The sequence below is a fragment of the Aeromonas intestinalis genome (genome assembly GCF_054052485.1).
Genome location: NZ_JBSTYK010000004.1, coordinates 34,105 through 51,235 on the forward strand (window position 1 = coordinate 34,105; position 17,131 = coordinate 51,235).

Genomic DNA, 17,131 nt, shown 5'->3' on the forward strand with positions numbered 1-17,131 from the left:
AACAGCATCCCTCGTCTTCGATAGTAGAGGCAAGGAGGTGGGAAGGGGAATAGGGGGCGAGTGCGTTTGTGCGCTTTTTGACCGGCAGTCAGGCCGGATTCAGGCCAGATTGACCTGATCCCGTCCCGAATGCTTGGAGCTGTAGAGCGCCTTGTCGGCCCGTTCGAACGCATCCGTCGCGTGATCACCCGGGCGGAACAGGGTGGCACCGATGGAGATGGTGATCTCGACCCGGGTGTCCCTGAACCTGAACGGAATGTTCTTGACGGTCTGGCGCAGGTTCTCGAGGGGTTTGAAGTACTTGTCCGGATTGATGTTCGGCAGCAGCACCACGAACTCCTCCCCCCCGAAGCGGGCGATGAAGTCGGTGTCCCGCAAGGCCTTCTGCAGCGCCTTGGCGACCACTTTCAATGCCTTGTCACCGGCCATGTGGCCGTAGTTGTCATTGATGTTCTTGAAGTGATCGATGTCGATGATGGCCAGACACAAGGGGGTGCCGTAGCGCAGCCAGCGCTTGTATTCGAGCTCGATCCGCTCATCCAGCGCCGCCCGGTTGTGTACCTGGGTCAGGCTGTCCAGGAACAGCTTGTGCTTCTGGATGGTGAGCCGCTTCTTGTACTCGGCGGTCTCCTCCTTCATCAGCCGCAACTTGGCTTCCATGTTGGAGAGATGGGTCAGCAGATGGCGCTCGCGTCCCGCCATGGCCTCTCTTTCCTGTTGCAGGCGGCGGATGGTATCCAGGTGCTCGCCGATGGCCCCCTTGAGGGCTGCCGGCGAGTCATGGATGGTCAGGGTCTGATCGATGGCCGTCAGCTCCCGTTCCAGGGCCTGTCCGCTCAGATGGGAGGCATTTTGCAGGGCCCGCCCTTCGTCCAGGGATTCGGTGAAGCCGAAATGGACCGAAGAGAGGCTCTCGTTCAGGGTGCTGAGGAAAGTCTGGGAGGATTTGCGCTCCTCCCGGGTGCCCTCGATGATGAGCTCGATGATCTGCAGGCAGATCTCCGCCAGCAACTGCGGTGTGACGCCATTCAGCAACTGGCGGCGAATGTCTGCCAGGCTCTCGCCGACTGCGCCGGCGAAGTCGAGTTCGGTGATGAGTCGCTGCAACTCGTCGGCAATCTGGGCATGGGCCTTCACATCGAAGGGATCGGACGCCTCGGGGGAGGAGAGTTCAGTGGTCATCTCCTGGGTCGGGGCGAGCAGTGGCTGGCGAGGCAGCAGCTGGATCTTGATGGCCTGCTGGTAGAACTCCAGCAAGCGGATCACCTTCTTCTGATGATCGCCGATGCCATAACCCTTGGGGCTCGCCAAAAATTCCTTGAGGGAGCGACGGCTCTCTTCCGGGAACCCCTTGAGCTGCTTGAGCTGTTTGCTGCCGAGTTCGATGGCGGACAGGGTCAGCCCGATGGACTCCTCCAGCGCGTTGCTGTGTTGTTGCAGCAGCTTCTCGATGAGCGCCAGGTCGCCATCGAGTGAAGAGAGGGGAGGGTTGCCATCCAGTTTCTGCTTGAGCTTGGCGAGGCGGTTGTCCAGTTCACGATCGTGGCCGTGGCAGGCTTGCATCAGTTTGCCGATAAACTGGATGCCGCGGGTTCGTTCGGCATCGGAGAACGAGGCCATGCCATCGAGCTCCTGCTGTTTCTGCTGGAGGGATTCCCTGAGTCTTGCCAGTTGTCCTGTTACGGCAGCGATATCATTCATTGTTCAGGTCGCCCTGTTGTCATTATCGTTTTGTGTCGTCCAGCAACAGTAAGCCAATGAAAGACCCCGTTGAGTACCTTTTTTACGGATTATCCAGCACTTTCGTCCGTGTGAGTGCTTGCCAGTTAACCCATTGCTTTTCATGAGAAGAATTTACTTTTACCAGTCCCTTGTCAATCGCCATCAAGCCGCATTGCCACACATCACCATTAAAGAATGCGGCCTGCTGACAATCGATGGCAGCCAGCTCCAACCAGGCGTTTTGCTGGTGTTTTTCACTGAGTTGCATGGCTCCGGACAGTGCCAGATAGCAGAGGTCGAACAGGCCGTGATGATCGAGGGCCGTCGCCGCCTTGGGGAGGAAGGGGTGGCTGACGATCCCAAGGCTGATGTGCCTGTCCAGTTCGTAGTCGCAGGGGAAGGCGGCGAGGCTTGCCAGCAGCTCCTGTGCCAGCTGGTGCAAATGGGCTACGTGGCGCTGTGGCACCACATAGAGCAGATGCCCCTCGCGCAGGTCGTAGATCCGACCGTCCCGGGGCGTGAGCTTGTTGACGTAGTCGCCAAAGGCCTGCTCTATCTCCCGGCTGACCTGATAGCCGTGCTGTTCCAGAGCGCTGACCAGGAAAGGTACCCGGAACAGCAGGTAATGCAGCTTGTCATCAAATTCGCTGTCGGTACGTTCACTTAAATACCAACGCTCGGATTTTTGCTGGCGCTTGGCCATCTCCCGCGGCCAGCGACTCATCAGCCGTTGCCAGTTGGCAAGACCGCTGCGCGGTTCGATGAGAAGCGCTTCCTCCAGCTGTTTTACCCTCAGGCGGGCGACCCGCAGCTTGAGCCAGAGGGTGAAGAACAGATAGATGAAGAGCGCCAGCAGCAGGCCGGTACTGACACTGGACCAGAGGTAGCGCTCCTGCTGATGCTCACTGGCATCGAGCTTGCTTTCCAGCTCCTTGACCTGCTGGGCTCGCTCCACCTGGGCATAGTTGTCACGCACCGCCTCCTGCTCCAGATCCAGTTGCTGCTGACGCACCAGTTCACTGCGCTGATGGTACTGCTTGTAGCTGTCCAGCGCCTGCTTGAGGTAGCCCTTCTGTTCATAGGCGATGGCCAGCAGGCGGAAAATATTCAGCTGGCGGCGGATGTCGCCGGTGCGATTGGCGAGGCTCAGGGCATTCTCCAACTGCAGGATGGCGATGGCCGCCTCCTTTTGCTTGAGGTGCAGTTCACCGAGCAGCAGCAGGGTATCGATGAGGGATGACTTGTCATCTCCCAGCTCGTGGGATTGGCGGGCGGCGTTGAGGTAGTTGCGGGCCAGCGTCAGGTTGCCGGTCTGCAGATAGGTCTTGCCTATCTCGAACTTGAGGTGGGCGATACGGGTGCGATCGCTGCCCTCGTCCAGCAGATCCAGCGCATTGAAGAAGTAGACCAGCGCCATGTTCATCTCACCTTGTTCCCGGTTGAGGCCGGCCAGTACGATCAGTGCATCGCTCAGCAGGGATGGGTTGCCGAGGGCGTGGAAGTAGTTGGCGGCCTCATTGGCGTACTGCAGCGCCTTCTGGGGCTCCTGCTCTTCCTGGTAGAGCTTGACCATCTGGTTCGACAGCAGGCCGAGGAAGAGGGGATCCTGCACGCCTCTGGCCTGTTGCTGGGCATCGATGTATTCACCGAGGGCGAGCTGGGGCTGCTTGAGGGCATGGTAGAGATCGCCGCCGACGGCGCTGACCCAGGCCTGAGAGAGGGGGTTGCGTGCCTGTTCGGCCCAGATCCTGGCGTCGGCCAACTGCTGCTTGGCGATGTCGAACCTTTGCCCCTCGATGCTGGCGTTGATGTGAAGCAGGCGGCTGTAAACCTGAAGCTGGCTCTCTTTGAGGCTGGGGTTGGTCAGCAGCTTGTCCAGGTCATCGAGCAGGATGGCGCTGGCGTTGTGGGAACCCTGCAGCATGTTCTGGCTGCGGATCTTGAGGTAGAGGCCATGGGCCTCCAGCTCGAATTGTTGCTCTTTCTTGGCGAGGACGATGCCCCGGTCGAGGGACGCCTGGGCCTCTTTGTATTCTCCCAGCTGATCGAGACACTCTCCTTTCAGCAGGTGGGCGCCGGTTGCCTGGGTGGCGGTGCCGTAATTGAGCATGGGCTCGCGATAGCCATATTCCTGGCGATTGCTGATGATCTGCTTGGGATTATTGGTGGTGCGCTCGAGGAAGGAGGAGGCCAACTGAACGCATCTGGCGGGATCGGTCAGCACCAGGGTCTGGGCCTGCTGCAGATCGATCGACAATTGCTCCTTGGCCAGATCCAGATCCGGAGCCGACAGGGAGGTCATCATCATTGCCAGAAAAAACAGTTGATTCATTGGATTAAGAGCGGCACAGGGGTGCAGGCATGTTATCCAAGCCGACCCCTGTGCGTCCACCATTTACTGAGGGACGAAAGGCATCAGAAACCCCTTCCATGAATGCATCCGGCGCTCATTGGCGGATGAGCCGCAGGTTGGCGGGAACCGGCTCCCAGTCGCTGCGGAAGGGGTTGATGTCGAGCCCGCCACGGCGGGTGTAACGGGCATAGACGGTCAACTGAACCGGGCGGCAAAAGTGCTTGAGATCCATGAAGATGCGCTCGATGCACTGCTCGTGGAATTCATTGTGCTGGCGAAACGAGATGAGGTAGCGCAGCAGCTTCTCCCGATCAAGGCGCGGGCCGTGGTAGTGGATCACCAGCGAGCCCCAGTCCGGCTGGCTGGTGACCAAGCAGTTGGATTTGAGCAGGTGGCTGTGCAGCGTCTCTTCGACGATCTCGCTGCCTGCGGCCCCTTGCAGCAGGGTCTCGTCGAACTCGTAGTGGTCGATCGTTATATCCTGCTCATCGATACACTCACCGGGCAGGCTGGCTATCTGATGAGGCGCCTGGTCCAGGGGGAAGAGGGTGACCTGAACCGGCGCACCGGCGCAGGCGCTCAGATCCCGGGTCAGCATCGCCTGCACCGCGTCCATGGAGTCGCAGCGGGTCTGGTTGAAAGAGTTGAGGTAGAGCTTGAACGATTTGGACTCGATAAGATTCGGGCTTTGGGCCGGGACTGAGACCTCGCCGAGGGCCACCACGGGCTTGCCCCTGGCATTGAGCCAGGAGAGCTCATACAGGGTCCAGACGTCGCAGCCCTTGAAGGGCAAGTCCGCCTCGCCCAGACCGAGGTCGTCACGGTTCAGGCTGCGGGGCACGGGTTGCAGCAGGCTCGGGGTGTACTGGCTGATATAGGCCGCCTGCTGGCCCAGGCTCAGGCCCTGCAGCGCGCTGGCGCCCGCGTATCTCTCTTGTTTGCTCATGCTTGTCTGCCCAGGAGTTTGATGGTGCAATAGCCGGATTTTTCGGTCATTCAGCGCGGCTATTTGGGGTCGTTATTGTGGGGGATTTCGATGTCGGATCAAGTCTTGTCTGCCCTTGGGCAGTTTTTTTTACGCTGGCAGCGCGATGGTGAGGCGAGGCGAGGGTTGCCTCTGTGTGACTGGGAGGCGGATTGGCGCTCCCCTTGCGAACTGGACGGCCCCAAGGAGGGCAAGGTCGCCTGGCGCCCGCAGCAGCGTCCTGACCCGGCGGACTTCGGCGCCATGAACGAGGCGCTGGAATTGACCCTGCATCCCGCCGCCATCGCCCTGTTCGGCCACTGGTTCAGCCGCCCTCTTCCCTGCCTCTACAAGGGGCTGCGCATCGAGCTCATCCTGCCCTGGAACGAAGCGGATCTGGATCTGCTCAAGGAAAACCTCATCGGCCACCTGCTGATGCTGCGCAAATTGAAGCGCTCGCCGTCGCTCTTTATCGCCACGACCCGCAACGAGATGACTCTGGTGTCGCTTGACAACGAAACCGGTCAGGTGTGGCTGGAATGGCTGGATTCCGGCCGCCGCCTGACCCTGGCCCCCTCGCTGCCCGCCTTCCTGGCGCGGCTGGAAACCTTGCCCCAGTGAGCGGTCACTGACCAGGAGGCCCTCGCCATCCGGCAAGGGCCTCCTATTTTGAAACGACGGGTTAGCGAGCGTGGGTCAATCCTTGAAATCCCAGGAGAGATTGGAGACGAGGCGGCACCCATCACACTTGAAGTCGAAGATCTCGTGCAGGGGCGCGGCGAGTGTCCAGTCGCCGCCGCAGCCTGGGCAGGGGCGACGACGCTCCTCCTCGGCACTCAGGCCGCCGATCCGATAGAGGTAGTAGTAGGTCGGGATGCCGGAGAGGGCCTCCAGCCGTTTGACCAGATCGCTGCCACGGCGGTGCAGTCGGCTTCCCACCTCGCCAATCTCGTGCAGGGCGGCGTGTTCGGCGATGGAGCCATTCATCTGCAACTGGTCGCAGGCCTCCCAGTCCTCCTGCCACTTGATGATCTGCTTGTGATCGCCGTTGGCGATGGCGGGCAGGCGATAAAGTGGGATAGGGGCGAAGTGGTCACCGCAGCGCAGGGGCGAGCAACTGTGCAGGAAACTGGTATAGAGCAGCATCCAGCTGGGCTGCTCACCATCCTGGCCACAGGGATCCGTGCTGTCTGAGAGCAAGTCCATGCCCTGCAACTGTACCTTGGGGGCCAGCAGCCCGGCCTGGTGCAGGCCCTGTTCGGCCAGGGCAACCTGTTCACTCTGGTTGTCAGGGTGCAGGCTGTCCTGCTCCGGGCAGACCACCCGGCTGATGAAGCAGCCCTCCTGCATGCTGGTGGGAAACTCCCGCCCCAGGATCTGGCCCTGGTAGCGCAACATGTCGAGATAATTGACGATGGCGGCTTCGGCCTCGCCGAGGGAGGTGTCGCGATAGCATTCGAAATGCAGTTCGAGGATGTACATGGTGCCCTTATTCCGCGCGCTGCAACAGCAGGGCGGTCAGGCGATCGACTTTCTGTTCGAGGCGGTTGAGCTGATCGCTCAGGACTTGCAGGTTGATCCCATCGGGTTGGGGCTGCGCCGCCGCGGGTTCGGCGGCAGGTTCGACCGCATGCGGCTGCTGCTTCCACTGGCTCAACACCTTGAGCAGCTCGGCCATGGGCACGGGCTGGCTGAGGCGAGCCTTGACCATGGCGGTGGAGGGGGTGATCCCCTTGGCGCTCAGCTCGTTGGCAATGCGGATGATCTCTTGGGCTGACATCTGATTTTCTCACTGCGACCTGACGGGGGTCGTCTTGCTGCGGGATTAAAGAGGAGAGAGCTTAAACAAAGCCTGCCCGTCAGGAAAGCAGGCGCGATGGGGCTGCGTTAATTTGGCTGGCGCAACATCACATCCAGCTGGTCGATGGCTTCCGACCAGTCCGAATCATGCCAGAGGGCATCGCGCAGGAAACCGGCCTGGGCCGGGTTCCAGAAGCTGGCCTCGGGCAGCAGGGTCTGGTTGTCCAGGCTGTGCTCGCGGATGAAGCGGTGCAGGCTCATCTCGTCATTGGCAAGGCCGAGTTGGGCGAAGAGGGCGGCCATGTCGTGGGTCAGCAGTTCCATTTCGTCTCTCCTTGGCGGGATTTTCGAAATTATAGCCAGACTGGCCCGCCCCGTGGGCAGGTACCGCCCTGTATCAGGGGTCAGGACGGTATGCGATGGGGTGGCAGTTCGACCCCGACCACGTGCAGCCCCTGCATGCAGAGCTGGCCCTGATAGTGGCTCTCGCCATCGCTTGAGAACTCGAACTGGTAATAGGTGAGCAGACGCAGCGGCTTGTGCCCCAGCGCCCTGTGGCTGCGGGCCAGAGAGAGCAACTGCAGATCGTGGTGCTGGCAGTAGCGTCTCATGTATTGCCAGGCGATTTCTGCCTGACGGCGTTGTTGCCAGAAGGCGCCACCGGCAAGCAGCAGGAGCAGGATTCCGAGCATTTCTCCCATCAGCGGGTTCCTTGTGCTGAACATCATCTGTGATGGCCGATCGCCAAGCGACCCGTTGGGGGCGCCTGGCGATCATGCCGGTAAACTCGCAGCCCTAGGCCGAGGCGAACAGCCGACCGATGGCCTGACCGAGCGCGTCGCTACGCTCGGGATCACGCAGCCTGGCCAGCATATCATTTCGCAGGGCCGGCAGGGTGACCAGCTCGGCAAAGACCTGATTGAAAAACTGGGTGGGCTGCAGCGCAAGTTGCTCCAGGAACAGACTCAGCAGCGCCGGGGTGGCCAGATCGGGCCAGAGTCGACCGGCGATGGCGAGCAGCAGGGCCGGGCTCGGCTGGGTTTGCAGCAGGGTCAGCAGCTTGTTGGTGCGCAGGCTGTTGCCATTGCAGGCGGCGAGCGCCCGGCACAGGTAGGCCAGGGTCTCGGCATTGGGGGCCGCGCACTCCTGCTCCTTGCCAATCCGCTCGAGCAGGGCCCCTTGCAGCGCCGGGGGCAGGGGAGCGTTCTCCAGGCTTTGACACAAGGCATAGAGCGGGGCATCGGGCAATCTGGGCAGCGCCTTGCACACCAGCGCGAGGTTGCGCTCATCCTGCAGGCGTTCGGCCAGATCGGCGAAGCCTTGCAGCCCCAGGGTCTGCCAGCCTTCTTCTCCGGGCGCCGCCAGATAGTGGCAGAGGGCATCGAAGTAGGTGGAGGGAGCCTGCTCCAGCTGGCGGGCCAGCTTGGCGTGCAGGCTTGCCATCTTGGCTTCGGCCGGGCGGAAGGTGTAGGGGTTCTCGGCCAGCCGCTCGGCCTTCTCCTCGTCCAGCTCACCGGTCAGCTTGTAACCCAGGGTCTCGACCACCTGATCCATGAAGTGCTTGGGACCGGCGGCCATGAGCAGGCCGCGCTCATCGAGGGCAAACTTGAGGAACCAGAGATAGTGTCTGGCTTCATCCGGCTGGAAGAAGTGCACGGCGAGCCAGGCGTGTTGCTGCAAGGGCCAGGGGTAGGGCTCCTGTTGCTGCTCGATGCGCGAGAAGTGATCGCTCGCCAGCGGGCGCACCTGGCGGCCCATGTCGAACAACTGGAACTGGGTATTGGCCTGGGTCAGGAATTCGGTCAGCGTGTTGATGCTGGGGGGAGTGGCAGACATGAGGGGATCCGGCAGAGAGTGATGTCGGCGATTATAAGGAGGCCGCACCCGATAGCCAACCCGGGGTGAACATGACGGGGCCGTGGCAGCCGGGGGAGGGGCGGTGTATAGTAGCGCCCCTTTTTGATAGGCATGTTTGATGAGTGCGGCCCCCTGGTCGGGTGGGCCCCGCGATGAAGAGGAGGTCGAGATGAGTCAATATCTGCTGGTAGCCGGACTGTTGGGAGAACTGACCGCCGAGTTGCAGCGCCTTGAGCGCTGGCAAGCGGAACACCCGGGGAGTGACGCCCTCGCCAGCGAGCTGCCGTTTTGCGTCGATACCCTGAGCTTTGATCAGTGGCTGCAGTTCGTGCTGATCCCGCGCATGGAACAGCTGGTGATGCTGCAGGCACCGCTGCCGACCAGCATCTCCCTCTATCCCATGGCGAGCGAAGTCTATAAAGAGGAGCTGGCCGAGGTGGAGGGGCTGCTGCGTCTCATCGGCCGCTTTGATCTGCTGCTCTCCGGCAAGATAGTGGAGCAATGAGGCTGATGGCCGGTGTGGCGCCTCGCGACGAGATCCGGCTTCACAGCTCCATGCCAATATAACGTATCGAGTTATTGCCATTTGGTGGTATTTTTATGAAGTTAACCCTGCTTTATCAGGATGACTGGCTGGTGGCGGTGAACAAGCCGTCCGGTCTGCTGGTGCATCGCAGCTGGCTCGACAAGGCCGAGACCCGCTTCGCCATGCAGATGACCCGGGATCTCATCGGCGGGCGCCATGTCTACCCGGTGCACCGGCTGGACAGACCCACCTCCGGGGTGCTGCTGTTTGCGCTGGATCCTGCGGTGGCCCGCACCCTGACCGAGGCCTTCGCCGCTCGCCGTGTGCAGAAGGAGTACCTGGCGCTGGTACGTGGCTGGGCGCCGGAGCAGGGGCTCATCGATTACCCGCTCAAGGAGCAGCTGGACAAGATAGCCGACGCCATGAGCGATCCCGATCGCCCGGCCCAGGAGGCGGTGACGGCGTTTCGCCGTCTCCATCAGGTGGAGTTGCCCCATGCCGTCTCCAAGAAGCACCCCACCAGTCGCTACAGCCTGGTGCGGCTCTTCCCCAAGACGGGACGCAAGCATCAGCTGCGTCGCCATCTGGATCACCTGTTCCACCCCATCGTCGGTGATACCACTCATGGCGACGGCCGCCACAATCGCTTCTTCCGCGAGCACTATGGCTGTGATCGCCTGCTGCTGGTGGCCCATCGCTTGAGCCTCGAGCACCCTGTGCTCAAGGTGCCGATGCGGATCCAGGCACCGCTCGGGCCGCAAGTGCTGGAGCTGTTTGCCAAGCTGGGCTGGCCCGCCAGCGAGAGCGACTACGCCCTCTGACCCCCTTTATCATCTGTTGCCTCTGGCCGGGCTGTGGCATGCTGTAGACCACGTCAGTCAGAGGAACAGGTGATGATTCAACAAGATACCCTGCCAGTTACCCCCTACGCCCGGCCTGTTGCCAAGGCCTGTGCTCCCCGCGTGCCCGCATGCCTGTCTCACTTACCCCATGGGGAGGTGCGCTGATGGCCGAGATCGATATCCTGGTCGGCACCGTCTACGGTTCGGCCATGTTGGTGGCCGAAACCCTGAGCGACCATCTGCAGGCCAAGGGCCATGTTTGTCATCTGTTCGATGAGGCCGAGCTGGCCGACATCGATGCCTCTCGCTTCTTGCTGGTTGTCACCGCGACCACGGGGCAGGGGGACATCCCCCCCAATCTGCAATCTTTTGCCAGTGCCCTGAGCGACGGTGCCCCTTATATGAAGGGGTGGCGTTATGCCCTCATCGCCATGGGTGACAGCAGCTACGAACATTTTTGCGGGGCGGGTCGCAGGCTGGATGGCCTGCTGCAGGAGCTGGCGGCCGAGGCCCTGGTACCCAGGCTGGAGATCGATGCGACGGTGGAAGATGAACCTGAAGTCGCAGCCCTGGCCTGGCTGAAAACCTGGGAAGACAGGCTTTAATTTTTCTCTCTCGGCCGTTGGAAATTATCCCCCGTGGAACCATCCCGGGGGATCGTTATTTTGGGACTCACTTAACCTTCTCTTCAAATATATCCCTCAACTTGTCAGGTTATTTTTTCCCTGAAAAACGACCTGCTTATCCTCGTTATTAATCGGCACGGCGACAAATCAGAAAATTAAAAGTTCCTCATTGAAAGCGATTTCAGTCATGTTTTTGCAACGGAGTTGGCATTTGATGGCTTAATTCTCATCGAGAATTAATATTTGAAATCGATTTCAAGGGTGTGTTTTTTCTTTTATTTCATTTTTTGTGGTGATAGGTTGCTTTGTTTCTCTGTTTTTTATGGTTTTTTTGCTGCCAGGGTCTCGGGCGAGCGATTTGTCAGCATTTTGTGAATCAGCTCATGTTTGTCGCGAAATTGGCTACTTATAATCGACCCCGGTTATCACCAAAACGTTTTTACGGTGATAAGAACTTGAATATTCAGGATCACACTCCCAGCGGGAATAAGGAAAATGAAAATGAAAGCAAAGTGGCTCCCGATTGCAGCAGCAGTAACCGCTGCCCTGGCTTCCCAAGCCGCCTTCGCCGTTGATTTCCACGGCTACTTCCGTTCAGGTGTCGGTGTTTCCGGTGACGGGGACATGGTTAAATACAACGTCAACAAAGTAGGTCGTCTGGGTAACGAAAACGACACCTACGGTGAAGTGCAATTGGGTCAGGAAGTCTTCAATAAGGACGGCAAGACTTTCTACGTAGATTCCATGTTCGCCATGTCTTCCAACGGTTCTAATGACTGGGAAGGTACCGGTACCGTCTGTAACTTCGACGCCAAACAGTGCAACGGTGACTCCGACTTTGCCCTGCGCCAGTTCAACGTCCAGGCCAAGGGCCTGCTGGGCTTTGCACCGGAAGCCACCCTCTGGGCCGGTAAGCGTTACTACCAACGTCACGACATTCACATCTCTGACTTCTACTACTGGAACATCTCCGGTGCCGGCGCCGGTATCGAAGGCATCCAGGCCGGTCCTGGCAAGATCTCCCTGGCTTGGGTTCGCAACGACCGCAGCGCGGCCGATGTATTCGGTCAGTACACCCAGACCAGCCCGGGTGTGTACCAGAAGAATGAAGATCTGAACGTCAACACCTTTGATGCGCGCTATGCCGGCATCCCGCTGTGGCAAGACGGCTCTCTGGAAGTGGGCGTCATGTACGCCATGGTCAACGAGACCGACGCCCAGAAAGATCTGAAAAACGACAACATGAAAGACGGCGTCATGCTGACTGCCGAGCTGACCCAGGGCATCTTCGGTGGCTTCAACAAGACCGTGCTGCAGTACGGTACCGAAGGCTACTCCAAGACCATGGCCTACTACGGTGATGGCTCCTGGTACGGTGCCGAAGCCAAAGACGGTGCCGATGGCTACCGTATCATCAACTGGGGCGTTATCCCGATGGGCAACTCCTGGGAGATGGGTCACCAATTGGTCTACGGGGTAGGCAACGAGATGTGGGATGGCAACGACAAGGCCGAGACCTTCTCCGCCGTCGTGCGCCCGATGTACAAGTGGGATGACTTCAACAAGACCATCTTCGAAGGCGGCTACTTCAAGGACAAGACCAGCTACACCAATGGTGCTGCGTCTGACAAAGACGGTGGCTACAAGCTGACCCTGGCTCAGGCCTGGTCTGCTGGCGCCAGCTTCTGGGCCCGTCCGGAGATCCGCGTGTTCGCCTCCTACCTGGAAAACACCGAAGACAATGAAGTCTTCGAAGGCAACACCTCCAAGGATACCTGGCAAGTGGGTGTTCAAGCAGAAGCTTGGTGGTAAGCCGTTCTTTAAGTTAAGTTAGTCACTGCCCCCTTCTGGGGGCAGTTTTGTTTCGTCGGATATGGCCATCGGGTTATGGAGATAAGAAGAATGAAACTGGTAAAGATGTCTATCGCGGCCGTGGTTACCGCGCTGTTGGCCGGTTGTTCCGGTAGCATGGTAGTCCCCGTGCAAGAGCATGCGTCCATCCTGAGTAATGCCGATGAGGCCAAACAGGTGCTCGCCCAGGCGACCAGCTGCTGCAAAGGATTCAACGAATTCAACTATGTCGCCCTGCCAGAGGGAGACACGCTGCTGGCCATCGATGGCAAGCAGCCCAGTTATCAGTTTGACGAGGGCATGAGCTACTTTGCCGCCTATCGTCTGCCGATCAACACCGGCAACCTGGCCATCACGCTTGCCTCCCAGGTCAGCAAGACGGTGCTGATCCCCAAGGTGATCATGCTGGACTCCCAATTCAAGGTCACCCGCGTGCTGGGTGAATCTGTGTTCAGTTACCAGCCGGCCCACCTGCTTGACAACGATCGCATCGAAGGTCGGGTGTTCGTCGATCGCAGCATGCCGGGCAACCCCGCAAGCGAAGCCTACATGGTGGTCTATGCCCCGGCCACTGAGCTCGCCGGCAGCACCACCATACTGCACCCGGCCAAGGCCTTTGCCCGTGCCAATCACACCGTCGAGCCGGATATTGCCGACCCCGTCATCCCGCACTCGCCCTGGGGCCTGGTACAGATCAAGACCGTCGACATGGCCAAGAGCCAGGGCCTCGAGGCCGTGTTCAAGCCCGAATATGCCGACAAGGTGGAGATGAGCAAGGCCAAACCGGCTACCACCGCCGTGGTGGCGACGGCGGCCACTGCCACGACCGCTGCCGTGGTGGCCGCCCCCAGCAAGCCGGCTCCCGCCATGCTGAGCGAGACCGAAACCTTCTACAACAACCAGATCGAGAAGGCGGTCAAGGTCGGTGATATCGACAAGGCGATGCAACTGGTGAGCGAGGCCGAACGGGCCGGTTCGACCAAGGCGAAGTCGGTCTTTATCGATGCGGTGAAGCGTTCGCAAAAGAACTAAATAACCGTATTTTGTCAGCAATAATATTTATGTGAGGCCTCCTTGTTGGAGGCCTTTTTAATCGCTAGACTAGATCATAGAAAATAGCAATGTGTTACGAATGGTTACATTGAGTTTCTTTGTGTATTAATGGGATTCTCTAAAATACAATAGGAAACAGCACTTCATATTTATCCGTAATACTATAAAGATGCGGAATTATATTCTGAAAATTAGATAATCCGCCCTCTCGTAATATCTTGTGATCTCTCCTCCAAATTCATTATTCCCCTCTGCCCGATGGAAGAAATTCCGATATCGCTGGGTTATATTCAGCTGGTCAAAATAAGCAAACCCGGTCGAATTCAGTACAAGGTCAGATGACGAACGCTGTCACCTATAAATTGGCTGGATCGTGTACGGAAACAAATCCATTCAGGAGCGCACACATGTTAAAAAATGCTTTCTCTAATCTGCAAAAGGTCGGTAAGGCGCTGATGCTGCCCGTATCCGTCCTGCCTGTTGCAGGTATTCTGCTGGGGGTGGGTGCTGCCCACTTCAGCTGGTTGCCGGAAATTGTATCCCAGTTGATGGAGCAAGCCGGTGGTTCCGTATTCGGTCAGATGGCGCTGCTGTTTGCCGTGGGTGTGGCCCTTGGCTTCACCAATAACGACGGTGTATCCGGTCTGTCCGCCATCGTCGGCTACGGCATCATGGTCGCCACCCTGAAGGTCATGGCCCCTGTGATGGGTGTCGAGAGCATCGATACCGGTGTACTGGGTGGTATCCTCGCCGGTGGCGTCGCCGCCTGGGCGTTCAACCGCTTCTACAAGATCCAGCTGCCAGAGTATTTGGGCTTCTTCGCCGGTAAACGTGCCGTGCCCATCATCACCGGTTTCGTTTCCATCGGTCTGGGCGTGATCCTGTCCGTGATCTGGCCGCCGGTAGGGGGGGCCATCGGTGCTTTCTCCGACTGGGCTGCCAACCAGAACCCGGTACTGGCCTTCGGTATCTACGGCGTGGTTGAGCGCTCCCTGATCCCGTTCGGTCTGCACCACATCTGGAACGTGCCGTTCTTCTATCAGGCCGGTACCTGTGTCAATGCCGCTGGCGAAACTGTACACGGCATCATGACCTGCTTCCTGACCGCCGATGACGCTTCCCGTGCTGCCGGTAACGGCTTCGGCCAGCTGGCTGGTGGTTACCTGTTCAAGATGTTCGGTCTGCCTGCTGCTGCCTTTGCCATCGCGCACAGTGCCAAGCCGGAAAACCGCGCCAAGATCGTCGGTATCATGGCTTCTGCCGCCCTGACCTCTTTCCTGACCGGTATCACCGAGCCTATCGAGTTCTCCTTCCTGTTCGTGGCACCGGTACTGTACGCCATCCACGCCCTGCTGGCCGGTCTGGCCTATGTGCTGACCAACTCCCTGGGGATCGTACACGGTCACACCTTCTCCAACGGCTTCATCGACTTCGTGGTGCAATCCCCCCGTGCCGACAACATGCTGCTGCTGGTGGGTCTGGGTCTGGTCTACGCCGTCCTCTACTACGTGGTCTTCACCGTGGTCATCCGTGCCATGAACCTGAAGACGCCGGGCCGTGAAGACGAAACCGCGCAGGAATCCACTGCCGCTCAGAGCAAGGACGAGATGTCTGCTGCCCTGGTGACCGCCTTCGGTGGCAAAGAGAACATTGCCTCCCTGGACGCCTGCATCACCCGTCTGCGTGTCGGTGTGAAGGATGTGGCCAAGGTTGACCAGGCGGGTCTGAAGAAGCTGGGCGCTGCCGGTGTGGTGGTTGCTGGCTCCGGTGTTCAGGCCATCTTCGGCACCAAGTCCGACAACCTGAAAACCGAAATGGACATCTGGATGAAGAGCAACTAATCCTTGTCTGACATCGAGAGTTCCGAAAAGGGAGGCGCAAGCCTCCCTTTTTGCTGGCGGGATCCGGCCATGTCGCGGGGAGCATGGCTTCCCCGGCATCGACAAGGTCCGGACTGCCATTCGTGAGGCCTGGTCGTTCATCCTTTTCAGATTGTTTGACTGCCTATATTTGCTGTGGTGGTTATTCACACTGCCTCTGGCAATAAAAAAAAGCGCCTGATGGCGCTCTTTTTGCGATGGAGCAGTGCTTATAGCTTCTCCAGATCCCGCTCTATCTCGCTGATCTTGTTCTGCACCACTTTTTCCAGGTGGCGCAGGTCCCGCAAAATCTTCTGCTTGATGTCCGGATCTGCCTGGACATGCAGCCCCTGGGTCAGGTTGTCCAGCTCATCCACCACGTATTTGAGGTTGGCGTTGATCTCGGTGACATCCTTGTACTCATGGGTACCCGAATCGATGAGGATGGTCTTGCGCTGGCGCGGATACTTGAACTTGACACTCTTGGCGAAGAACTCGCCCTTCTGCTTCTTGAAGTAGATCTTGAGGATATCGTGGTTGGCTTCCTGGCGCAGGGTGTAGCTGTCGACAGAGGCGGGATCCTGGATCCCCAGGCTCTTCAGATTCTCGTACATCGGGCTTCCTCGATTTGAAACGTTCCTGACCCATCTATCTTAACCGAGTCGCCATGGCTTGCCTGTGACAGGGGCGCCAAAACAAAAAAGGCGCCATTAGGCGCCTTTTTATCCAGCCAAGGCTGCTTACTCGTCGATGGAGCGCAGCAGGGCGTTGATGCCGACCTTGGCGCGAGTCTTGGCATCCACCTTCTTGACGATGACGGCGGCGTACAGGCTGTACTTGCCGCATTTGGAGGGCAGGGAGCCGGAGACCACCACGGAACCCGCCGGCACGCGGCCGTAGTGGATCTCGCCGGTCTCGCGGTCATAGATGCGGGTGGACTGGCCGATGAAGACGCCCATGGAGATGACGGAGCCTTCCTCGACGATCACGCCTTCCACGACTTCGGAGCGGGCACCGATGAAACAGTTGTCCTCGATGATGGTCGGGTTGGCCTGCAGCGGCTCCAGTACGCCGCCGATGCCGACGCCGCCGGAGAGGTGGACGTTCTTGCCGATCTGGGCGCAGGAGCCGACGGTGGCCCAGGTATCGACCATGGTGCCTTCATCGACGAAGGCGCCGATGTTGACGTAGGAGGGCATCAGCACGGTGTTGGGGGCGATGAAGGAGCCTTTGCGGGCGGTCGCCGGCGGCACCACGCGCACCCCGGCTGCCTTGAACTGCTCGGCGCTGTAGTCGGAGAACTTGAGGGGAACCTTGTCGTAGTACTGGGCGTCGTCACCCTTGATGATGCCGTTGTCATTGATGCGGAAGTAGAGCAGTACCGCCTTCTTCAGCCACTGGTGAACCACCCACTCGCCGGCGATCTTCTCGGCGACCCGGGCCTTGCCGGTGTCCAGCAGCTCGATCGCCTCCAGGATGGCGCTCTTGGTGGCGGCATCGACGGAGCCGGGAGTGATGGTGTCACGGCGCTCGAAGGCCGCTTCTATGGTCTGTTGCAACTCGGTCATGACAGGTTTCCTTTAAAAAATTCCGTTTGTTGTATCACATTTTTCCAATTGTTTTTAAGGGCCCCGGCCGATTTCTTCGAGAGAGCGGCGATTTATTGTGCGTTGTTCGC

Annotated in this window: 17 protein-coding genes; 7 read left to right on the plus strand and 10 right to left on the minus strand. The window is 59.3% G+C overall.

The window, feature by feature from the left end:
- Positions 1-99: 99 nt before the first annotated feature.
- The 3 genes from ACW5W7_RS06230 to queF all read right to left on the minus strand — a co-directional run bounded on the left by ACW5W7_RS06230 (position 100) and on the right by queF (position 5,021).
- Positions 100-1,701 carry a GGDEF domain-containing protein gene (locus ACW5W7_RS06230; protein ID WP_349921339.1) on the minus strand — a complete coding sequence of 534 codons (1,602 nt, stop codon included), beginning with the start codon at positions 1,699-1,701 and terminating at the stop codon, positions 100-102.
- Positions 1,702-1,783: 82 nt separating this feature from the next.
- A complete protein-coding gene (locus ACW5W7_RS06235) occupies positions 1,784-4,054 on the minus strand; it encodes a hypothetical protein (RefSeq protein ID WP_456501130.1) in 2,271 nt (756 codons plus the stop codon).
- Positions 4,055-4,169: 115 nt separating this feature from the next.
- Positions 4,170-5,021, minus strand: coding sequence for an NADPH-dependent 7-cyano-7-deazaguanine reductase QueF (gene queF, locus ACW5W7_RS06240; protein WP_456501131.1), 852 nt, complete (start codon positions 5,019-5,021; stop codon positions 4,170-4,172).
- A gap of 90 nt (positions 5,022-5,111) precedes the next feature.
- Between queF and syd the strand changes: the two genes are divergently transcribed.
- Positions 5,112-5,660, plus strand: coding sequence for a SecY-interacting protein (gene syd, locus ACW5W7_RS06245; RefSeq protein WP_456501132.1), 549 nt, complete (start codon positions 5,112-5,114; stop codon positions 5,658-5,660).
- Between the two features lie 75 nt (positions 5,661-5,735).
- On the opposite strand, the gene ACW5W7_RS06250 is transcribed toward syd, so the two are convergent.
- The 5 genes from ACW5W7_RS06250 to ACW5W7_RS06270 form a co-directional block, all read right to left on the minus strand.
- Entirely contained in the window at positions 5,736-6,521 is a 786-nt protein-coding gene (locus ACW5W7_RS06250; protein WP_456501133.1) for a Zn-ribbon-containing protein, read from the minus strand.
- A gap of 7 nt (positions 6,522-6,528) precedes the next feature.
- Positions 6,529-6,819: a hypothetical protein gene (locus ACW5W7_RS06255; RefSeq protein ID WP_456501134.1), complete on the minus strand. Its 291-nt coding sequence runs from the start codon at positions 6,817-6,819 to the stop codon at positions 6,529-6,531.
- A 107-nt stretch (positions 6,820-6,926) separates the two neighbouring features.
- Positions 6,927-7,163, minus strand: coding sequence for a DUF2789 domain-containing protein (locus ACW5W7_RS06260; RefSeq protein ID WP_349921346.1), 237 nt, complete (start codon positions 7,161-7,163; stop codon positions 6,927-6,929).
- A gap of 80 nt (positions 7,164-7,243) precedes the next feature.
- Entirely contained in the window at positions 7,244-7,540 is a 297-nt protein-coding gene (locus ACW5W7_RS06265) for a DUF3301 domain-containing protein (protein ID WP_349921347.1), read from the minus strand.
- Positions 7,541-7,634: 94 nt separating this feature from the next.
- On the minus strand, positions 7,635-8,675 hold the full coding sequence (locus ACW5W7_RS06270) for a DUF3549 family protein (protein WP_456501135.1): 1,041 nt from the start codon (positions 8,673-8,675) through the stop codon (positions 7,635-7,637).
- 190 nt (positions 8,676-8,865) lie between these two features.
- On the opposite strand from ACW5W7_RS06270, the gene ACW5W7_RS06275 reads away from it, so the two are divergent.
- The 6 genes from ACW5W7_RS06275 to ptsG all read left to right on the plus strand — a co-directional run bounded on the left by ACW5W7_RS06275 (position 8,866) and on the right by ptsG (position 15,435).
- Complete coding sequence (locus ACW5W7_RS06275; RefSeq protein WP_349921349.1) at positions 8,866-9,201, plus strand: YqcC family protein; 336 nt, start codon at positions 8,866-8,868, stop codon at positions 9,199-9,201.
- A 95-nt stretch (positions 9,202-9,296) separates the two neighbouring features.
- Positions 9,297-10,043 carry a tRNA pseudouridine(65) synthase TruC gene (truC, locus tag ACW5W7_RS06280; protein ID WP_456501136.1) on the plus strand — a complete coding sequence of 249 codons (747 nt, stop codon included), beginning with the start codon at positions 9,297-9,299 and terminating at the stop codon, positions 10,041-10,043.
- Between the two features lie 185 nt (positions 10,044-10,228).
- Positions 10,229-10,669 (plus strand): flavodoxin, encoded by a 441-nt coding sequence (locus ACW5W7_RS06285; protein ID WP_456501137.1) that lies wholly within the window; start codon positions 10,229-10,231, stop codon positions 10,667-10,669.
- Between the two features lie 522 nt (positions 10,670-11,191).
- Positions 11,192-12,502: a maltoporin gene (locus tag ACW5W7_RS06290; protein ID WP_456501138.1), complete on the plus strand. Its 1,311-nt coding sequence runs from the start codon at positions 11,192-11,194 to the stop codon at positions 12,500-12,502.
- A gap of 90 nt (positions 12,503-12,592) precedes the next feature.
- Positions 12,593-13,573: a MalM family protein gene (locus ACW5W7_RS06295; RefSeq protein ID WP_456501139.1), complete on the plus strand. Its 981-nt coding sequence runs from the start codon at positions 12,593-12,595 to the stop codon at positions 13,571-13,573.
- Between the two features lie 428 nt (positions 13,574-14,001).
- The gene (ptsG, locus tag ACW5W7_RS06300) at positions 14,002-15,435 is read left to right on the plus strand and encodes a PTS glucose transporter subunit IIBC (protein ID WP_349921354.1); all 1,434 of its coding nucleotides are present in this window, start codon (positions 14,002-14,004) and stop codon (positions 15,433-15,435) included.
- 248 nt (positions 15,436-15,683) lie between these two features.
- Here the strand turns inward: ptsG and ACW5W7_RS06305 are convergent, their stop codons facing one another.
- Entirely contained in the window at positions 15,684-16,067 is a 384-nt protein-coding gene (locus ACW5W7_RS06305; protein WP_349921355.1) for a DUF3461 family protein, read from the minus strand.
- A gap of 126 nt (positions 16,068-16,193) precedes the next feature.
- Entirely contained in the window at positions 16,194-17,021 is an 828-nt protein-coding gene (dapD, locus tag ACW5W7_RS06310) for a 2,3,4,5-tetrahydropyridine-2,6-dicarboxylate N-succinyltransferase (RefSeq protein WP_434666285.1), read from the minus strand.
- Positions 17,022-17,131: the final 110 nt, after the last annotated feature.

Coding starts and splice junctions, on each gene's coding strand:
- ACW5W7_RS06230 (WP_349921339.1), bottom strand. CDS start 1,701: ATGAATGATATCGCTGCCGTAACAGGACAACTGGCAAGACTCAGGGAA.
- ACW5W7_RS06235 (WP_456501130.1), bottom strand. CDS start 4,054: ATGAATCAACTGTTTTTTCTGGCAATGATGATGACCTCCCTGTCGGCT.
- queF (WP_456501131.1), bottom strand. CDS start 5,021: ATGAGCAAACAAGAGAGATACGCGGGCGCCAGCGCGCTGCAGGGCCTG.
- syd (WP_456501132.1), top strand. CDS start 5,112: ATGTCGGATCAAGTCTTGTCTGCCCTTGGGCAGTTTTTTTTACGCTGG.
- ACW5W7_RS06250 (WP_456501133.1), bottom strand. CDS start 6,521: ATGTACATCCTCGAACTGCATTTCGAATGCTATCGCGACACCTCCCTC.
- ACW5W7_RS06255 (WP_456501134.1), bottom strand. CDS start 6,819: ATGTCAGCCCAAGAGATCATCCGCATTGCCAACGAGCTGAGCGCCAAG.
- ACW5W7_RS06260 (WP_349921346.1), bottom strand. CDS start 7,163: ATGGAACTGCTGACCCACGACATGGCCGCCCTCTTCGCCCAACTCGGC.
- ACW5W7_RS06265 (WP_349921347.1), bottom strand. CDS start 7,540: ATGGGAGAAATGCTCGGAATCCTGCTCCTGCTGCTTGCCGGTGGCGCC.
- ACW5W7_RS06270 (WP_456501135.1), bottom strand. CDS start 8,675: ATGTCTGCCACTCCCCCCAGCATCAACACGCTGACCGAATTCCTGACC.
- ACW5W7_RS06275 (WP_349921349.1), top strand. CDS start 8,866: ATGAGTCAATATCTGCTGGTAGCCGGACTGTTGGGAGAACTGACCGCC.
- truC (WP_456501136.1), top strand. CDS start 9,297: ATGAAGTTAACCCTGCTTTATCAGGATGACTGGCTGGTGGCGGTGAAC.
- ACW5W7_RS06285 (WP_456501137.1), top strand. CDS start 10,229: ATGGCCGAGATCGATATCCTGGTCGGCACCGTCTACGGTTCGGCCATG.
- ACW5W7_RS06290 (WP_456501138.1), top strand. CDS start 11,192: ATGAAAGCAAAGTGGCTCCCGATTGCAGCAGCAGTAACCGCTGCCCTG.
- ACW5W7_RS06295 (WP_456501139.1), top strand. CDS start 12,593: ATGAAACTGGTAAAGATGTCTATCGCGGCCGTGGTTACCGCGCTGTTG.
- ptsG (WP_349921354.1), top strand. CDS start 14,002: ATGTTAAAAAATGCTTTCTCTAATCTGCAAAAGGTCGGTAAGGCGCTG.
- ACW5W7_RS06305 (WP_349921355.1), bottom strand. CDS start 16,067: ATGTACGAGAATCTGAAGAGCCTGGGGATCCAGGATCCCGCCTCTGTC.
- dapD (WP_434666285.1), bottom strand. CDS start 17,021: ATGACCGAGTTGCAACAGACCATAGAAGCGGCCTTCGAGCGCCGTGAC.